Origin of the sequence: Psychrobacter halodurans (assembly GCF_017498075.1) — a bacterium.
GTDB classification, from domain to species: Bacteria; Pseudomonadota; Gammaproteobacteria; order Pseudomonadales; family Moraxellaceae; genus Psychrobacter; species Psychrobacter celer.
The window spans coordinates 33808-50267 of sequence record NZ_JAGBKN010000005.1 but is presented as its reverse complement, the minus strand read 5'-3'; the positions used below and the strand labels follow the sequence as shown (position 1 = coordinate 50267).

Sequence of the window (16460 nt, the reverse complement as noted above, 5' to 3'; positions counted from 1 at the left end):
TTTATCAAAACGGCTATATATATAACAAAACGAGCATATCTGATTGTAAATTCTCGAGTTATTTACAGTAATACTACTTACATAAAGTAACACTGAATATATGATAAATGGTAATTGCCTGAGTTTTATCGAAGCAGTTTACAACAACAACGTTAATTAAAAATTTTAGGAGCTCACCATGTCAATTCGTTTTTCTAAGCTTGCAGTTCTCGCTGTATTGTCAAGCGCTGTCGCAATCACTACAGGCTGTGCGACCAAACGCGCCACCTCTGAAGTTGTGGTTGCCCCGCTAGGAATCCCAGGCGGTCAGACGGGCTATAATGGTGCCGTCATCGTAGACAACGCTAGTACCGTCGTCACTGGCGCAGACAACCTACAAGCCGTCGTTTACTTTGCCTTCGATAGTAGCGAAATCACCGCACAAGCGGCCAATGTCCTCAATCAACACGCAAGCTTGCTACGCTCAAACCCAGCCGCTGGCGTAGTGATTGCTGGTCATACCGATGAGCGTGGTAGCCGCGAGTATAACATGGCGCTAGGCGAGCGCCGTGCCCAAGCAGCGCGTGACTATCTGGCCGCTCAAGGTGTCGCGGTCAACAATATCCGTATCATCAGCTACGGTGAAGAGCGCCCTGCCACCGCTGGCACCACCGAGGCCGCCTATGCGCAAAACCGCCGCGCGGAGCTGTCTTATTAAGACAAGCCCCATACGCTCGTATTACCAATCGTCAACGTAATACTAAAAAGGCCCAGCAATATCACGTTGCTGGGCTTTATACTTCCTACTCCTACATAAAACCTGCGGCTACACCTATGCCCTTATACTTGACACAAACTCATAATGTGAGGCTTGGGCCTACGACATGGTGTGCCACCGCGCATGTCCACGCCCTTGCCAATAAGCATATCAATAAACCGCCCTATCTAAGCCGATACGCCCTAAACCTCCCTATGGATGATACCCAGCAGTGGCAGTATTGCCGTGCGTCTGCAGACATATCAGAACCTGATCGGGCGCAGCAGCAGCGCCAACTACAACGGCAAGGCGTACGGCTGTTGTTACAACAGCTACTCACCAAGCTACAGATAGACGATACTTTAGATGAATCAGCCTTTCCTTATCAGCTTGCTCGTAGCAAATACTACGTATGCTTTAGCCATACAGGCGCAAAAAATACAGACGATACTGATAATAGCAGCACTCAGCCAACGAGCTGTCTAGACAATCAGGTGGCCGTCATTCTCAGCCAGCATCGTCCTGCTGGCATCGATATAGAAGCAAATGAGGTAGCTTGGCAGGTGGTTCGGCGTTTTTATGCTGATAAAGAAAAGGCGGTATTGCAACGACTGCCTGCATGGCAGCGTGATGCGATAGCAAAGCAGCTATGGCAAATAAAAGAAAGCTATATCAAGGTATATCAATACACCCTCGCGCAAGGGCTAGGTATCGACTACGCTTATCTGATTGAGGATTTGATAGACAGCGTGATAGACGGCCATCATCTGATGACTGTGATGGATAAAAAAACAGGGTACCGTATCGCCATCATTCCTAGGCAGCATATTGTACTGGTGTTTTGATGAGGATATCCAGCCAACATCTAAGGCGTGGCATGTCCTCTATCTAATCGCTAGTCATCTTACTACTGGTTACTACTTAACGCACAAAAAAACGACCCTAATAAATAGGATCGTTTTTTGTTTATTTAATAACAGCCAGTAGACTGTGATTAAATTAGAAGCGGTAAGTTGCACCAACTTTTACGATTGGCAACCACTCAAGATAGTTATCACTCTTTAACTCTCTTTGTGCTTCAGCTGCTACTTCAGCTGAAGTTTTGCCTGAACCAATGTTACTGCCTTTTACGCCTACGTTATTAGATGTACCGTTTGTACGAACAGTAGCGTCTGTCTTACCTAGATATGCTGCACCAAGCTCACCGAATAGACCAAAGTTTTCAGTAATATTTGGACGGAAACCAATAGTCGCATAAGGCGCTAGTTTGTTGCGGTGTTCGATAGTACCTTGTAAAGAACCTACGTCATTGGCGTCATATTCCACACCATCAATCTTATAGATACCGCCATTTTGTGGGTTAGCAGTTACATCGATATCGTTATCCGGTACGATGATACCCGCGCCCATAGTAAACCAATTGCCAGTAGGACGTAATTGTACGCCTAGGTATGGGTTACTAAAGTCAGAGTCTACATCATAGTTTACGTCGTCGATATCAATATCGCCGCCAAATAGCTCGGCAACATCACCACCTGCCCAACCGGCTTGTAGTTCAGTGTTTTCGTTCAAACCCCAAGCGATATTGGCACCATAACCTAGTGTACCAACTTCAGCACTGACAGCGGCTGGGTTGATAGCGGTTTGGAAGAAAGTCTTAGTACCACCAACGACGGCACCAGTGGTGTTACGTACCACACCAGCATCAGCATTGTATGCATAAGCAGGTTCTGCTTCATAAGCGACCGCAACTGGCTCTGCCTCATAAGCAACCGCAACTGGCTCTGCTTCATAAGCGACAGCTGTGTTGTCATCAACAACGACAACTGGCTCAGCTGCTAGTGCAGCAGTTGAAGCCAAAACGGCAGCAGAAATTGCTGTTAGTTTAATAAGTTTCATAAATACTCTCCTAAAGTGTGGAATAACTCGCCCAAAAAAATGACAATTTAGTTCTTTTTAAATCCATCATTTTGTTGAGCAGATTAAAACAATTTTGGCTCAAAAAGTCACCCCTACAGACGCGCTTTTTATTTGCCATTATGTAAAGATTGCATAGGTATTGTAATAATTGCTACATCAACCGGCAAAACTTCGACTTTCTGTTACACAACGCTCTCAAAGTGATCCAACAGCGTAGACATGATTTTTAAGTGACTTAATACTCATGTAAGGATATTACAAAATATGTCATTATCATCGCCTACTGACGTCTCAGCTTCAATAACAGTTATATAGCTTATTACTACAGATTGTTGTGTTTTGTGAGTTGACGTATCTAAGGGTGTTTTTGGACAAAAAAATCAGTTAGGAAAATAAACGACATAAATGTCTTGATATACCGCGACTAACGTTTGTCTAAACGTTATATTGTGCTAAATTAGAGACAGTAATAATCCAGTTACAAAGCCTCAGGTTTATGATTTTTTGTTATAATTATTAACGCGTTGCAAGCGACTGCGCTTTCTCCTTTTTTATTATTATCGAGCCATTTATATGCCTAAAGTATCGTCGATTACCCGTGTGTTAGAGATTATAGAAGCGGTGTCTTATGCTTCTAAGCCGCTCTCTCCACTTGAGCTATCGCAAGAGCTGGACATTCCAAAACCGACCATCCATCGTTTGATTCAAAATCTGGTGGATGAGGGGTTTGTCACCGTTGATATCGGCGGCGGCATCATACCTGGCAAGCGAGTACGCAATTTGAGCGTTGAGCTGTGGCAGCAGCGCCAGTTTTTTAATGAGCGGCAGATGGTTTTGCATAAGCTGGTCGAGGAGATCGAAGAGACTTGCGGGATTGCGATTCCTTATCATATGAATATGCTCTATACCAACCGCGCACAGACCTCACTACCCTTGCAGATTTATCTGCCTGTGGGCGTCAAGTCTCCGATGTGGTGTACGGCAACGGGTAAGCTGTATCTGAGCCAGCTCTCCACCACCAGCCGTAACAAGATATTGAAAGGCTTGCCTTTGGATAAGTTTACCAAAAACACCATCACAGATATCGATGCGCTCAATCAAGAGCTGGATAAAATCGCTGAGACAGGGGTCGGTATCGACAACGAAGAGTTTATCTCGGAGATGGTGGCGGTGTCTGTGCCTGTATTAGATAAGAAGTCACGTTATCTGGCCTCTTTGTACCTGCATGCGCCGACCATACGCGTGTCATTAGACGAGCTGATGACGCATGTGCCGCGCCTGCAGACAGCCGCTCAGGATATTCAGGCTTTGGTCTATGAGCTACAAAACTAAGTAGGATTTTATAACCAAAAGGTCTGCGCTATCACAGATAGCGCAGACCTTTTTTGCTTTGGGGCGAGTGTCTTTAGTAGCTTTGTGCGTTCGAGACAGATATTTCAAAGACTAGATATTTCAAAGGCTAAGCAATTCAAAAACTAAGCAATTCAAGAATTAGGCACTTTAAGACAACACCGAATGGTCATGACGCCCCATGATACTAGAAAAATCTTTGTCGCCATTTTCGCGCGCGTGATCGTCATAGAGCTCTGTCGCCTTGGCACCCATCGGTGTCTCGACCGCGGTATCTTTGGCCGTTTGCATGGCAAGGTTGAGGTCTTTTTGCATCAGCTTACTCATAAAGCCGCCTTTGTAGCCCTTACTCGATGGCACGTTTTCTAACACCTGAGGATAAGGGTTATAAACCTCCAGCGTCCAGTTGCGCCCAGAGCTTTGTAGCATGATGTCAGACAATACTTTGGCATCGAGGCCGTTTTTTACGCCTAGATTGATGGCCTCTGCCGTCCCTGCCATCAAGATACCTAAGAGCATATTGTTACAAATTTTGGCGACTTGTCCTGCTCCATGCTCGCCTGCATGAAAGATGTTTTTGCCCATCACCGCCAGTATCGGCTCTGCTTTGGCAAATGCGTCGGCACTACCGCCAACGATGAAGGTCAAACTACCAGCGATGGCACCGCCTGTACCGCCAGAGACGGGCGCATCTAAAAAGTCTATACCAAGACCAGTTGCGGCGTCTGCTACCAATCTGGCGTCAGCGGCAGCGATGGTACTACTATCGATGACCAGTGTGCCCTTGGGCAGCTCTGCTAGCAAGCCATCAGATCCATTCTCACCTAGATAGACAGAATGGACGTGCTTGCCCGCTGGCAACATACTAATCACAACATTCGCATTGCTCGCCGCCTCTTTTGGGCTGGTAGCGACGCTGGCACCTGCTTGCTGCAAGCGCGCGGTTGCCTCTGCAGACAAATCATAAACCGATAGCGGATAGCCTGCCTTTAATAGGTTTTCTGCCATCGGTGCGCCCATATTACCAAGACCGATAAAGGCAATCGTTGGTTTTGCCGCGGCACTCTTTGTCGTATTTTTGCTATCTGTGTCCTTTATACCCATCTCATCGCTCCTTGATGATTGATTTTTTATGTTATTGCCAGTAGCACCTGCTCGGCTGCCTAGGCAGATCTGCTCTTATTTTTAGTAGGTTGTTAGTGATTGATAATCTGACTCCCCAAAGCCTCACTGCCCAGCCAGCCTTCCAATGGATGCTCGCCTGCCGCATAGGGATTGGTGAAATGCTGATAAATGTATGCCTGTCCATCGGCACTGAGACAGTCTGCCAATGAACGCGACCAATTGGGCTTGCGGTCTTTGTCAATCAGCAGTGCCCGTACGCCTTCTTTGAAGTCAGGATTGGCAGCGCAGTGTACAGCGACATTGGCTTCTAGGTACAAGACCTGCTCAAGCGATAGGTCTGCAACTTGATGATACAGTGCATAAGTCAACGCCACTGTCACAGGGCAGCCTGCTCGATAAGTGGCAACAGCGCGCTGCGTCCAGCTGTCTTGCGCAAAGTCGGCATCTAACTTCTCCAACGCCGCGTCGCTTTGCAAGATGGCATCAATATCACCCAATCCGCCGCTATTCATTAACTGTCCAATGGCATGCCAATAGGTGGCCAATTTACTAGCGGGCAATTCGGTGACAGGCTGCGCCGCCAGTGCACGGCTAACAATATCGTGATCGTGCGCGCTGTTATGCTGGCGCTGATGACTTATGTCTGTACGGTGAGCGGCATGCTGCCAATCGCTTTGTTTGAGACGTTGTAAGATGGCATCATAATCGCTGCTGCTCACGGCATACTCAGCTAGATTGGACAAGATGGCATCGTTGCCATTACACATCGCCCCAGTCAGGCCTAAAAACAATCCCATCTTGGCGGGTATACGCTGCAAAAACCAACTACCAGAGGCATCAGGGAACAGCCCAATGGTCACCTCAGGCATGGCAAAGCGCGTACGCTCAGTGACCACACGGTGGCTACACCCTGCCATCAGCCCCATACCGCCGCCCATAATGATGCCATCGCCCCAGAGTATCAGCGGCTTGGAATAAAAATGCATCTGCCGATAGAGACGGTACTCATGACCAAAAAACTCTGTCGCATAAGGGTTAGGTAGTGGCGCAGACTCTGACATGCTGTCATATAGCTTGCGAATATCACCACCTGCACAAAACGCCTTGTCGCCTGCGCCCTTGAGCACCAACGCCACTACCTGCTCGTCACGCTCCCACTGCTCTAATTGCGCAGCCAACAATTGACACATCTCGACACTTAGGGCGTTGAGAGATTTTGGTGTGTTAAGCGTCATAATACCAATGAGATGACCACAGTCTGTCTGTTCAGTATCAAACAATACTGGCGCGGCGGGCGTAGCAGCGTTTTGATTGTTGTTATCTGTTGAGGTTGTCATAAAAAGACCTACAAAAAGTAAAATGAATATTAGGGCGTTTTATCAATACGGTCTTGGGCGTTTATTTATTTTGCCAAGTTGGCTGACGTTTTTCTAAAAACGCTTGCACGCCTTCGCGCTGATCGTTGGTATCAAACAGCTTTACAAATGCTTCGCGCTCATGGATGAGGTTTTGCGCAGGCGGGTTATGTCTAGCTGCTTGGATAAGGGCTTTAGAATAACTGACGGCAACAGGAGACTGTTTGGCAGCTTTTTTTGCCAACGCTTGTGCTGCTTGTAGTCCTGCGCCTTTGTCCACGACCTCCTCAACCAAACCGATACGTAAGGCCGTCTCGGCATCGACGTGTTCGCCGCACAATATCATACGCTTGGCCCAGCCTTCACCCACCAACATCGGCAGATTTTGTGTACCACCAGCACAAGGCAATAACCCCACACCCGTCTCTGGTAGTGCCATCTGGGCGTGTGCTTCTGCGATACGGATATCACAGGCCAGCGCGCACTCAAGCCCGCCGCCCATCGCGTAGCCGTTGATGACTGCAATACTCACGCCGCGATAAGCTGACAGGGCTTCAAACGCTTCGCCAAAAGCAATGGCCATGCTGATGGCTCGGCCTTTGTCACCGTCTGAGAAATTATTTAGGTCCGCCCCTGCTGAAAAGAATTTTTCACCATCGCCATGAATGATTAGGGCATATACCTCATCATTGGCATTGAGATCGGTCACCAACTGCTTGAGCGCGGGCAGACTATCCATCGTCCACGTATGAGCAGGTGGATTATTTAGTGTCACGGTGGCGATGTGACCATCAATAGCTAGGTTGAGATTAATGTAATCCGTCATAAGTAATCCTTTATTTTTATCACCATTTTTGAAATGAAGACACGTCCTAAAAACCCAATACCAAGATTAGCGTAGCTGGCTCAGCACATCATCTTGCATCAGCTGACGCGAGACGATCACGCGCATGATCTCATTGGTGCCTTCTAGTATCTGATGGACGCGCAAGTCTCGCACGTGACGCTCAAGTGGATACTCATTGAGATAGCCATAGCCACCATGCAGTTGTAGTGCTTGGTTGGCCACATCAAAACAAAGATCGGTAGACAGACGCTTTGCCATCGCACAATAGGTCGATGCTTGGCTGTCTTGATTGTCGACTTTGTTGGCCGCCAGATACAGCATTTGCCGTGCGGTAATGGTCTGGGTCAACATATCAGCAAGCTTGAATTGCACCGACTGCAGACTGGCAATCGGGCTACCAAATTGACTGCGCTCTTGCACATAATTGGTCGCGGTCTCAAGCGCCGACTGCGCTGTACCGACCGCACAGATACCGATATTGATACGTCCACCGTCCAAGCCTTTCATCGCAATACGAAAACCTTGACCTTCCTCGCCGATTAGATTTTCGGCTGGGACTTTGACATCTTTAAAACTGATGGTGCGTGTGGGCTGTGCTTTCCAGCCCATTTTGTGCTCATTTTTGCCGTACTCAATGCCATCGCTATGGGCATCGACGACAAACGCCGATATGCCTTTTGGACCGGCACCCCCTGTTCGTGCCATGACGACCAGTACATCGGTCGCGCCTGCGCCCGAGATAAAGGTCTTTTCGCCATTTAACACATAATAGTCGCCCTGCTTGTCGGCTTTACTGCGTAGTGAGGCCGCATCCGAGCCGGCATTGGGCTCGGTCAAGCAATAACTGCCAAGCCACTCACCACTGACCATCTTTGGTAGATATTTTTTACACAGAGTATCGCTGCCATACTCACCGATCATCCAGCCTGCCATATTATGAATACTCATATAAGCGGCGACCGCGGTATCGCCCCATGCCAGCTCTTCAAACACCATGGCGGAGTCTAAGCGCGGTAGCCCAAGGCCGTCATACTCCGGATTGGTATACAGCCCCAAAAAACCAAGCTCGCCGGTTTTTTTGATGACATCGATTGGGAAATGTGAGGTGCGGTCCCACTCAGCGGCGTTTGGTTTGAGCTCTTTTTGAGCAAACTGTTTGGCGGTTTGGCGAAAGGCGATCTGGTCGTCGGTCAATGAAAAATCCATGGGGTCATCCTTGTGCATGCATTACAAATAGAGTAAAAATGGGTCAGCCGTGCCCGTTTTAACGTCGGTTAACGGTATGATTGATACCGTATCGGTCATGATACAGTATCGGTCATAAAATGTCGGGTTATACAGTATAACAGCGGTATAACGTCATCGACACATGCTTGCATGGCAAAAATACACATGGCGACAATCAGCAAGATAGACACTATACCGCAATGACACAGACTAAGGCCTTATATCGAAATAGTGGTATTGACCCCGCGGCTGGCCTCGTCATCAAACCAGCGCGCTGTGACCGTCTTGGTTTGGGTATAAAACTGCACCGCTTGTTTGCCATAAGGACCCAAATCACCGAGTTTACTGGCGCGTGAGCCTGAGAATGAGAACATCGGTAGTGGCACAGGAATTGGCAAGTTAATGCCGATCTGCCCGACCTGCACGTCTTGCTGGAACTTATGTGCTGCGGCCCCTGATTGGGTAAAGATAGCAGTGCCGTTGCCATGCGGGTTGGCATTGAGTAGCTCAATCGCCTCATCTAAACTATCGGCGCGCATGATACACAGCACAGGGCCAAATATCTCTTCTTTGTAGATTTGCATGTCGCTTGTGACATTATCAAAGATAGTCGGCCCTACAAAGTTGCCTTTTTCAAACCCTTCAACCGTGATACCACGACCATCAAGCAGCAAGCTCGCCCCTTCTTCTACCCCTGTACCGATTAGATGCTCAACGCGTGCTTTTGCTGCAGGAGAAATCAGAGGCCCCAAATCCTTATCGTTTTTACCAGCAGATACCACTAGGCTCTCGGCTTTGGCCTTTATGTCATCGATCCACTTGCCTGCCGCACCGACCAGCACCACGACAGATAGCGCCATACAGCGTTGACCTGCTGCCCCAAAGGCTGCGCCCGCTAGCTGATTGAGCGTTTGCTCTTTATTGGCATCTGGCAAGATAACGCCGTGGTTTTTTGCGCCCATCATACACTGAGCACGTTTGCCTGATTGGCTAGCACGCTCATAGACATGCTTACCCACAGCGCTAGAGCCGACAAACGACACCGCTTTGATATCTGGATGATCACAGATGGCATCAACTGTGGCCTTACCACCATGTACGACGTTTAGCACGCCTTCAGGGACACCCGCTTCGACGGCCAGCTCAACCAAACGCATGGTCACCATCGGGTCTTGCTCAGATGGCTTTAGGATAAAAGTATTGCCCGTGGCAATCGCCATCGGAAACATCCATAACGGAATCATCGCTGGGAAGTTAAACGGTGTGATACCCGCACAAACCCCAAGCGGCTGCCAGATACTATAAGTGTCAACACCTGAAGCGACATTTTCGACAAAATCACCAATTTGTAGGTTGGCAATACCTGCAGCATGCTCGACCACTTCTAAACCGCGGAACACATCCCCGCGCGCATCAGCGATGGTTTTGCCCTGCTCTGCTGTCAAAGTCTCTGCCAGCTCATCCATATGCTCGCGAATCAATTGCTGGTATTTTAAAAAGATACGTGCGCGCGTGGTGATGGGTGTTTTGCGCCATGTTTGAAAGGCTGTTTGAGCCGCGGCGACGGCTTGATTGATTTCATCATCTGTGGTCTGCGGCACTTTGGCGATGACCTCTTGGGTAGCAGGATCGGTGATATCGATCCACTCGTTGGTAGTAGAGTCTACAAACTGACCATTGATGAGCTGCTGAACGTGGTGCATAAGATATCCTTATCTTGTCTGCGAGACGACCATGTCGAGGTGTCTAGTTATACTTAAAAGGGATAAAAAACCAGAAGTTTTTATGGACTAATAAATAATTTAAAATGATTTATTTCGTATCGTTATTGACTATAGCAATAAAACAATTTTAGGGTCAAGGGCTTTATCAAACTTTTATCTAAGATTTTTGGTTATCTGCATTTTCTTATCATCAAAAACCAAAAAGCCCATGAGCGTGCATGAGCTTTTTGGTTTTTAGATTGTATTTTGACTTATTGATCAAGCCACCATAAGACAAGATTCGGGCGTGTCCTAATAATCCTGCATAGATTGTTTGACTGCATCGATTGCAGCTGGATTATCGAGTGTCGACATATCGCCGGTGGGCTTGTTTTCTGCTAAGGCGCGAATAGCGCGGCGCAAGATTTTGCCAGAGCGGGTCTTTGGCAGTGCTTGCGGGAAATAAATAGCTGCCGGTCTTGCGATACCGCCAAGCGATTTTACCACCGCGCCGATGACCTGCTGCTCAATGCGAAAGCGGTTTTCGGTCGTTTTCACTTGTTCATGATCTTTTAACACACAAAAAGCGATCGGCAGCTCGCCTTTTAACTCATCTGCAATACCGACGACCGCGCACTCCGCCATCTCAGGATGGGTGCTGATGGCCTCTTCCAGCTCTTGGGTACCGATACGATGACCGGCGACATTGATCACATCATCGGTGCGCCCTAAGATATAAAAATAGCCGTCTTCATCAGTGACTGCATAGTCTGAGGTTGAGTACTGCTGACCATCAAATAAGCCAAAATAGCTACTCATAAAGCGCTCATCGTTGCGCCATACGGTGGTGAGACAGCCAGGCGGTAGTGGTGCACTGATCGCCAGCAAGCCTTTTTCGCCTGCCGCGCATGGCTCGCCCGTCTCTTCGTTGAGAACCCGAGCATCATAGCCATACATGGGATAACCAGGTGAGCCTTGCTTGTGCGGTTTGTGATTGAACTTGGGCGTGTTACTCAAAATCGGCCAGCCGGACTCTGTTTGCCAATAGTGGTCTAAGATCGGAACGCCTAAATGCTTGGTCAGCCAATTGGCTGTTGACTCATCAAGTGGCTCGCCTGCTAAGAAAAACGACTTGACGCTTGAGACATCATAGCGCGTCATCCATGTCTCATCTTGCTTTTTGAGCATACGCACACCCGTCGGTGCGGTAAATAAGATATTGACTTTATTGGCCTCGACGATTCGCCACCAGATACCTGGGTTTGGGCGATGCGGCAGACCCTCATACATCACACTGGTCATTCCAGCGAGCAATGGTGCATAGATGGTATAAGAATGCCCGACCGCCCAGCCGATATCTGATATCGCCCAAAAGGTCTCGCCTGCCTTGCCATCATAGATATAATCCATCGAAGTGGTCAGGGCGACTGCATGACCGCCGGTATCGCGCTGCACACCCTTGGGTGTACCTGTGGTACCAGAGGTATAAAGCAAATAAGATGGCGTGTTGGACTCTAGCCACACAGGCTCAACAATGGCATTGGCTTCGCAGCTAATGCGGCGCTGCTCAGCATAGTCGACATCGACGGCTTGCGGCTCAAATGGTAGCACCCCGCGATTGACCACCAATACATGCTCGGGCTTGACCGTGGCTTGCGCCACACCTTGATTGACCAAACTCTTATAATTAACCACTTTACCGCCGCGTAGACCTGCATCGACAGTGATGACCATTTTTGCCTCAGCATCATCCATACGAATGGCGAGGTTATGCGCGGCGAAGCCACCAAATACCACCGAATGCACCGCACCGATACGGGCGCAGGCTAGCATGGCATAAGCGGCTTCTAAAATCATCGGCATATAGATGATGACACGGTCGCCCTTGCCGATACCATGACGCTGTAGCACATCAGCAAAATAGTTGACTTCTTTATAAAGGTCATTGTAGGTCAGGCGGCGCTTGGCATAATCGGTATATAGCTCGACATGGTTACCCAAGTCCTTGAACGCATCAACAATGGCAGGAAAAGTTTCTATCAGCTCTTGGTTAATCTCAGAAGACAGCCAAATAAAAGCATCTTGCTCGGCGCGCTCTGCTAGATGACGATCGACACAGTTATAGCATAGGTTGGTTTCGCCGCCGACATACCATTTGGCAAAGGGCAGATTGCTGTCATCGAGGATTTGCTCAGGCTCTTTGTGCCAATAGATACGCTTTGCTTGCTCCGCCCAAAACTGCTCTCGATCATGAATTGAGGCGTGGTAGATATCTGCAAATTGAGAGGCGCTGTCGGCCATATTGGTGGCTGACTCTTGAGTGGCAATAGGAGTTTGAATGGTGTCGCTCATAATAGCTGTCCTTAGCGTGACGATAGGTGGGGCAATAGGGCCTTATCAGACATTATCATAACAACATGTCTAAATGAGGTACTGGTCATCCTTACCAGAACTAAAAAAACCGATACGTTATGTATCGGTTTAAAATGTAGCAGAGCAATCGATAAAGGTCAACTATTATGCCTATATTCTCATCGATATTTTAGCATAGGCAGGGGCATTATGTGTGCCCATTTTTGTCTATCAAACCTCTGTTTGATCGGCGTACATCTCTCGCATGACTTTTTTATCGTGTTTTCCGACTGAGGTCTTTGGCAAATCATCGACAAACTTAAACTGACTTGGGACGCCATATTTGGGGATGATACCACGCTCGACTGCTTTTTCTGCGATGGCTTTGATATCTTCGACTTTAGTATCTTGGCAGGCAGGTTTTAGGACAACCAACGCCAGCGGACGCTCGCCCCACTGCTTATCACGCACCCCAATTACCGAGACGTCAGCTACCGCTGGATGCAGCGACAAAATCGTCTCAATCTCTAATGATGATATCCACTCACCGCCTGATTTGATCACATCTTTTAGACGATCAGTGATACGGATATAGCCATCAGAGCGTATGTATGCGATATCTTGAGTGTGCATATAGCCGTTTTCCCACAGCTCTTTGCCAGCATCGTCATTTTTTAGATAGCTTTGGGTTAGCCACGGCGCTCGTAGTACCAGCTCGCCTGTCTTATCTTTGCCTGTGCCTACTGGCTGGTTGTTTTCGCCCCATATCTGCGCATCGACCATCAGTACTGGTTTACCCGTCATACAGCGGCGAGCAACATCCTCTTCTTCGCTCATTTCAGGCTCATCAAGACTAAACGCCGTCAGGCTAATCAAAGGCGCTGTCTCTGACATACCGTAGCCAGTATAGACCTCAATGCCTTGTGCTAACGCAGCCTTTGCCAGACCCTCTGTCAGTCTTGAGCCGCCGATGATCATTTTTAGACCATTGAAGCTGGCCTCGCGTTCTTGTGCTTCTTTTAGCACCATTTGCAAAATCGTCGGCACACAATGGGTGACACTGACTTTTTCGTTGATTATCAAATCCAGCAGACTGTCGGGGGCATAGCGACCTGGATAGACTTGCTTTAGGCCGACCATGGTGGCGGTAAACGGAAAACCCCACGCATGTACATGAAACATCGGCGTCATGGGCATATAGACGTCGCCGTAGCTGACGCCTTGCTTGTTGGGCAACATACCTAAGGTTGCTGCTTCTGTGAGCGTATGCAACACCAGTTGACGATGGCTAAAAAACACGCCTTTTGGATCGCCTGTCGTACCTGAGGTATAAAAAGTCGTGGCGATGGTGTCTTCATCAAAATCTGGAAAATCAAACTCACTATCAGCCGCTGCCAGCAGTGCCTCATACTCTCCTGTGACGCGGTTTTGATTGCCGCCAAACACGCCCTCGTACGACACTCCATTGTCATCTAGCCAAATAATATGCTCGATACTGGAGTTTTCAAACTGATAGTCTTTGACCAACGGCGCAAACTCAGAGTTGAGCAACAGCACTTTGGGCTTGGCGTGGTTGATGGTATAGAGGATTTTTTCTGGTGATAGGCGAATATTGACCGTTTGTAAGATATACTCTGACATCGGAATCGCAAAATAAGACTCAAGATAGCGGTGGCTGTCCCAGTCCATGACCGCAATCACGTCGCCGGCATCTAAGTGGAGGTCTGCCAGCACATTGGCTAAACGATTGATACGCGTAAACAACTCTTGATAAGTAAATCGCTGTTTATCTGCGTACACGATTTCTTGCTCGAGCGAGACCGTCTTAGCACGATTAAGAAGCTGTTTGACAAGCAATGGATAGTCATAAGCAGCAGGTGCACTGTGATAGATATTTGACATAAATGTAACGTCCTTGTCTTTCGTTTTTGTGGATAACAGATGCTTATAAGTAAAGCATGAAACATCCAGATTGTTATTATTTTTTCTTACTGAAAAGTCAATGCCAAACCTTTGTCAGCCAAGTACCTGTTCTAAATAAGTACCTATTTTAAAATAGGTTAACTATATGAAGTATGAAGACTGTTGATTGATAGTAAGAAAAAAGCCATGCCATGTAAAGCGGTCTCATGTAAAGAGCGCTAACCGTAGGGCTGCGTACCTCGCCTATCTGCTTTGCCGATATTCTACTTTGCCGCTATTCGACAAGAGATTTACGCGGCGTGCGGCTTGGTCTTAATCATCCCCATACTGGCGACCAATAACGCCAAAACCTGTACAAACAATAATAGCCACACCGTCAGCGACCACTGCCCGCGCGCATAGGCGATGCCGCCCAGCCATGCACCCAGCGTGCCACCTGCATAGTAACCCATATAATATAGACCCGACGCCAAAGAGCGGCCTTTTTTGACATTGACCGCGATATAACTGATGGTCGCCGACTGGGTAATAAACACTCCAGACGACATCACCGCCAGCCCAATCACCACGCCCCAAAGCGGCGCGACCAATGTCAGCAGTACGCCAAGCATAGAGACCACCACAGCCACGCGTACCGTACGCGCTGAGCCAAAGCGGCGCAGCAATGTGGTAGAAAGCGGCGTGATGATCACCCCCAGTAAATACACGGCAAAAATATTGGCAAGCGCCCCAGTGCTCAGCTCATAAGGAGTATCTGCAAGGTGCAAATTGATAAAGGTAAAACAGCCAACCAACGAAAACAGCACGCAAGCGCCCAATAAGCAAGAAGTCACCACGTAGCGATTGACTAAGTGCTCGCCGAGCGTCTGTATCGCCGAGCGAAAGTTTGGATTGGCCACAAACTGCCGCGACGCAGGCAGCATCTTCGTAACCCATAAAGCGCCAAGTAGCGTCATCGCCGCCATCACATAATAGCCTGCACGCCAGCCGATCAGCTCATGCAAATGCCCCAGCAAAAACCGGCCCATAAAGCCGCCGAGTACAGAGCCTGATACATAAAACGACATCAGCTCTGTGACCGCACGCCCCTCAAACTCCTCGCCGATATAAGCAATCGTCACCACCGTGATACCGGGTACAGACAACCCCTGCAAAAACCGCCAAACCCCCATCCAGCCGATGCTCGGGCTTTGGGCGATAAGCGCCGTTGGTATCGCCAAAAACAATAAAGCACCAACAATAAACACCTTGCGGCCGACAGCATCAGACAGCATACCCAAAAAGGGCGACATAATCGCAATCGCCAGTACCGTCGCGCCAACCACCATACCCGCCTGCACTTCCGTGGCAGCAAAGTCTGTGATAAGCACTGGCAAGATAGCCTGCACAGAATAGACCTGCAAAAAAGCAAACATGCCGATAAGCCCCATGGTCAGCTTTAATACCCACGAAGGCGAATAGTGTGGCATGTTTGCGTGATATGCTCTCTCGCCATTTGAGTGGTGAGCGTCGGCGACGTTGCGACTTGTTGTATGATGTATTGGTTTCAAAATAGTGCTAACTGTATTGGACGCCGCTGAGACAAGCCAGACGTCGGTGATAGATAAGAGAGGTGATTTACTTGACAACTTGCAGTATAGACGACGTACGTAGTAAGCTTTGAGCAATTTTAAACAATGAAGTATTTATACGATCACTCCTACAAGACAACATTTAAAAACAATGTTTATGAAGCAATGCTTAGAAACTTGTCAGTTGAAGGATTTTAGCACAGCGGCGCGCCACTTCATGATAAAAAGAGTTTAATCACAAAATCTAGAGCGTGTCCTTATTTTTACATATCTACATTGCTGCTATCTTTTTTATAACAGACTTTGGGCGGCAAAGACCTAATACTTGTTAAGTCGCGTTGAGCACTCTTG

At 48.2% G+C, this 16460-nt stretch carries 12 protein-coding genes; 3 read left to right on the top strand and 9 right to left on the bottom strand.

Annotation, left to right across the window (positions count from 1 at the left end; genetic code table 11):
- The first annotated feature begins 178 nt into the window (after nucleotides 1-178).
- On the top strand, nucleotides 179-697 hold the full coding sequence (gene pal, locus J3491_RS03555) for a peptidoglycan-associated lipoprotein Pal (RefSeq protein ID WP_207969238.1): 519 nt from the start codon (nucleotides 179-181) through the stop codon (nucleotides 695-697).
- Between the two features lie 116 nt (nucleotides 698-813).
- Nucleotides 814-1581 carry a 4'-phosphopantetheinyl transferase family protein gene (locus J3491_RS03550; RefSeq protein ID WP_207969237.1) on the top strand — a complete coding sequence of 256 codons (768 nt, stop codon included), beginning with the start codon at nucleotides 814-816 and terminating at the stop codon, nucleotides 1579-1581.
- Nucleotides 1582-1735: 154 nt separating this feature from the next.
- Here the strand turns inward: J3491_RS03550 and J3491_RS03545 are convergent, their stop codons facing one another.
- Nucleotides 1736-2635 (bottom strand): hypothetical protein, encoded by a 900-nt coding sequence (locus J3491_RS03545; RefSeq protein WP_207969236.1) that lies wholly within the window; start codon nucleotides 2633-2635, stop codon nucleotides 1736-1738.
- A 594-nt stretch (nucleotides 2636-3229) separates the two neighbouring features.
- Here J3491_RS03545 and J3491_RS03540 point away from each other — a divergent pair.
- On the top strand, nucleotides 3230-3988 hold the full coding sequence (locus J3491_RS03540) for an IclR family transcriptional regulator (protein WP_105245544.1): 759 nt from the start codon (nucleotides 3230-3232) through the stop codon (nucleotides 3986-3988).
- A 168-nt stretch (nucleotides 3989-4156) separates the two neighbouring features.
- Here the strand turns inward: J3491_RS03540 and mmsB are convergent, their stop codons facing one another.
- From mmsB to J3491_RS03500, 8 genes are all read right to left on the bottom strand, one after another.
- Nucleotides 4157-5110 carry a 3-hydroxyisobutyrate dehydrogenase gene (gene mmsB / locus J3491_RS03535; RefSeq protein WP_207969235.1) on the bottom strand — a complete coding sequence of 318 codons (954 nt, stop codon included), beginning with the start codon at nucleotides 5108-5110 and terminating at the stop codon, nucleotides 4157-4159.
- A 92-nt stretch (nucleotides 5111-5202) separates the two neighbouring features.
- Nucleotides 5203-6468: an enoyl-CoA hydratase/isomerase family protein gene (locus J3491_RS03530; protein ID WP_207969234.1), complete on the bottom strand. Its 1266-nt coding sequence runs from the start codon at nucleotides 6466-6468 to the stop codon at nucleotides 5203-5205.
- 61 nt (nucleotides 6469-6529) lie between these two features.
- Nucleotides 6530-7312: an enoyl-CoA hydratase gene (locus J3491_RS03525; RefSeq protein WP_207969233.1), complete on the bottom strand. Its 783-nt coding sequence runs from the start codon at nucleotides 7310-7312 to the stop codon at nucleotides 6530-6532.
- A gap of 66 nt (nucleotides 7313-7378) precedes the next feature.
- A complete protein-coding gene (locus tag J3491_RS03520; protein ID WP_207969232.1) occupies nucleotides 7379-8539 on the bottom strand; it encodes an acyl-CoA dehydrogenase family protein in 1161 nt (386 codons plus the stop codon).
- Between the two features lie 239 nt (nucleotides 8540-8778).
- On the bottom strand, nucleotides 8779-10263 hold the full coding sequence (locus tag J3491_RS03515) for a CoA-acylating methylmalonate-semialdehyde dehydrogenase (protein ID WP_207969231.1): 1485 nt from the start codon (nucleotides 10261-10263) through the stop codon (nucleotides 8779-8781).
- Nucleotides 10264-10575: 312 nt separating this feature from the next.
- Entirely contained in the window at nucleotides 10576-12615 is a 2040-nt protein-coding gene (locus tag J3491_RS03510; protein WP_075100975.1) for a propionate--CoA ligase, read from the bottom strand.
- Between the two features lie 231 nt (nucleotides 12616-12846).
- The gene (locus J3491_RS03505; protein WP_207969230.1) at nucleotides 12847-14517 is read right to left on the bottom strand and encodes a fatty acid--CoA ligase; all 1671 of its coding nucleotides are present in this window, start codon (nucleotides 14515-14517) and stop codon (nucleotides 12847-12849) included.
- Between the two features lie 311 nt (nucleotides 14518-14828).
- Entirely contained in the window at nucleotides 14829-16007 is a 1179-nt protein-coding gene (locus tag J3491_RS03500) for an MFS transporter (protein WP_207969229.1), read from the bottom strand.
- Nucleotides 16008-16460: the final 453 nt, after the last annotated feature.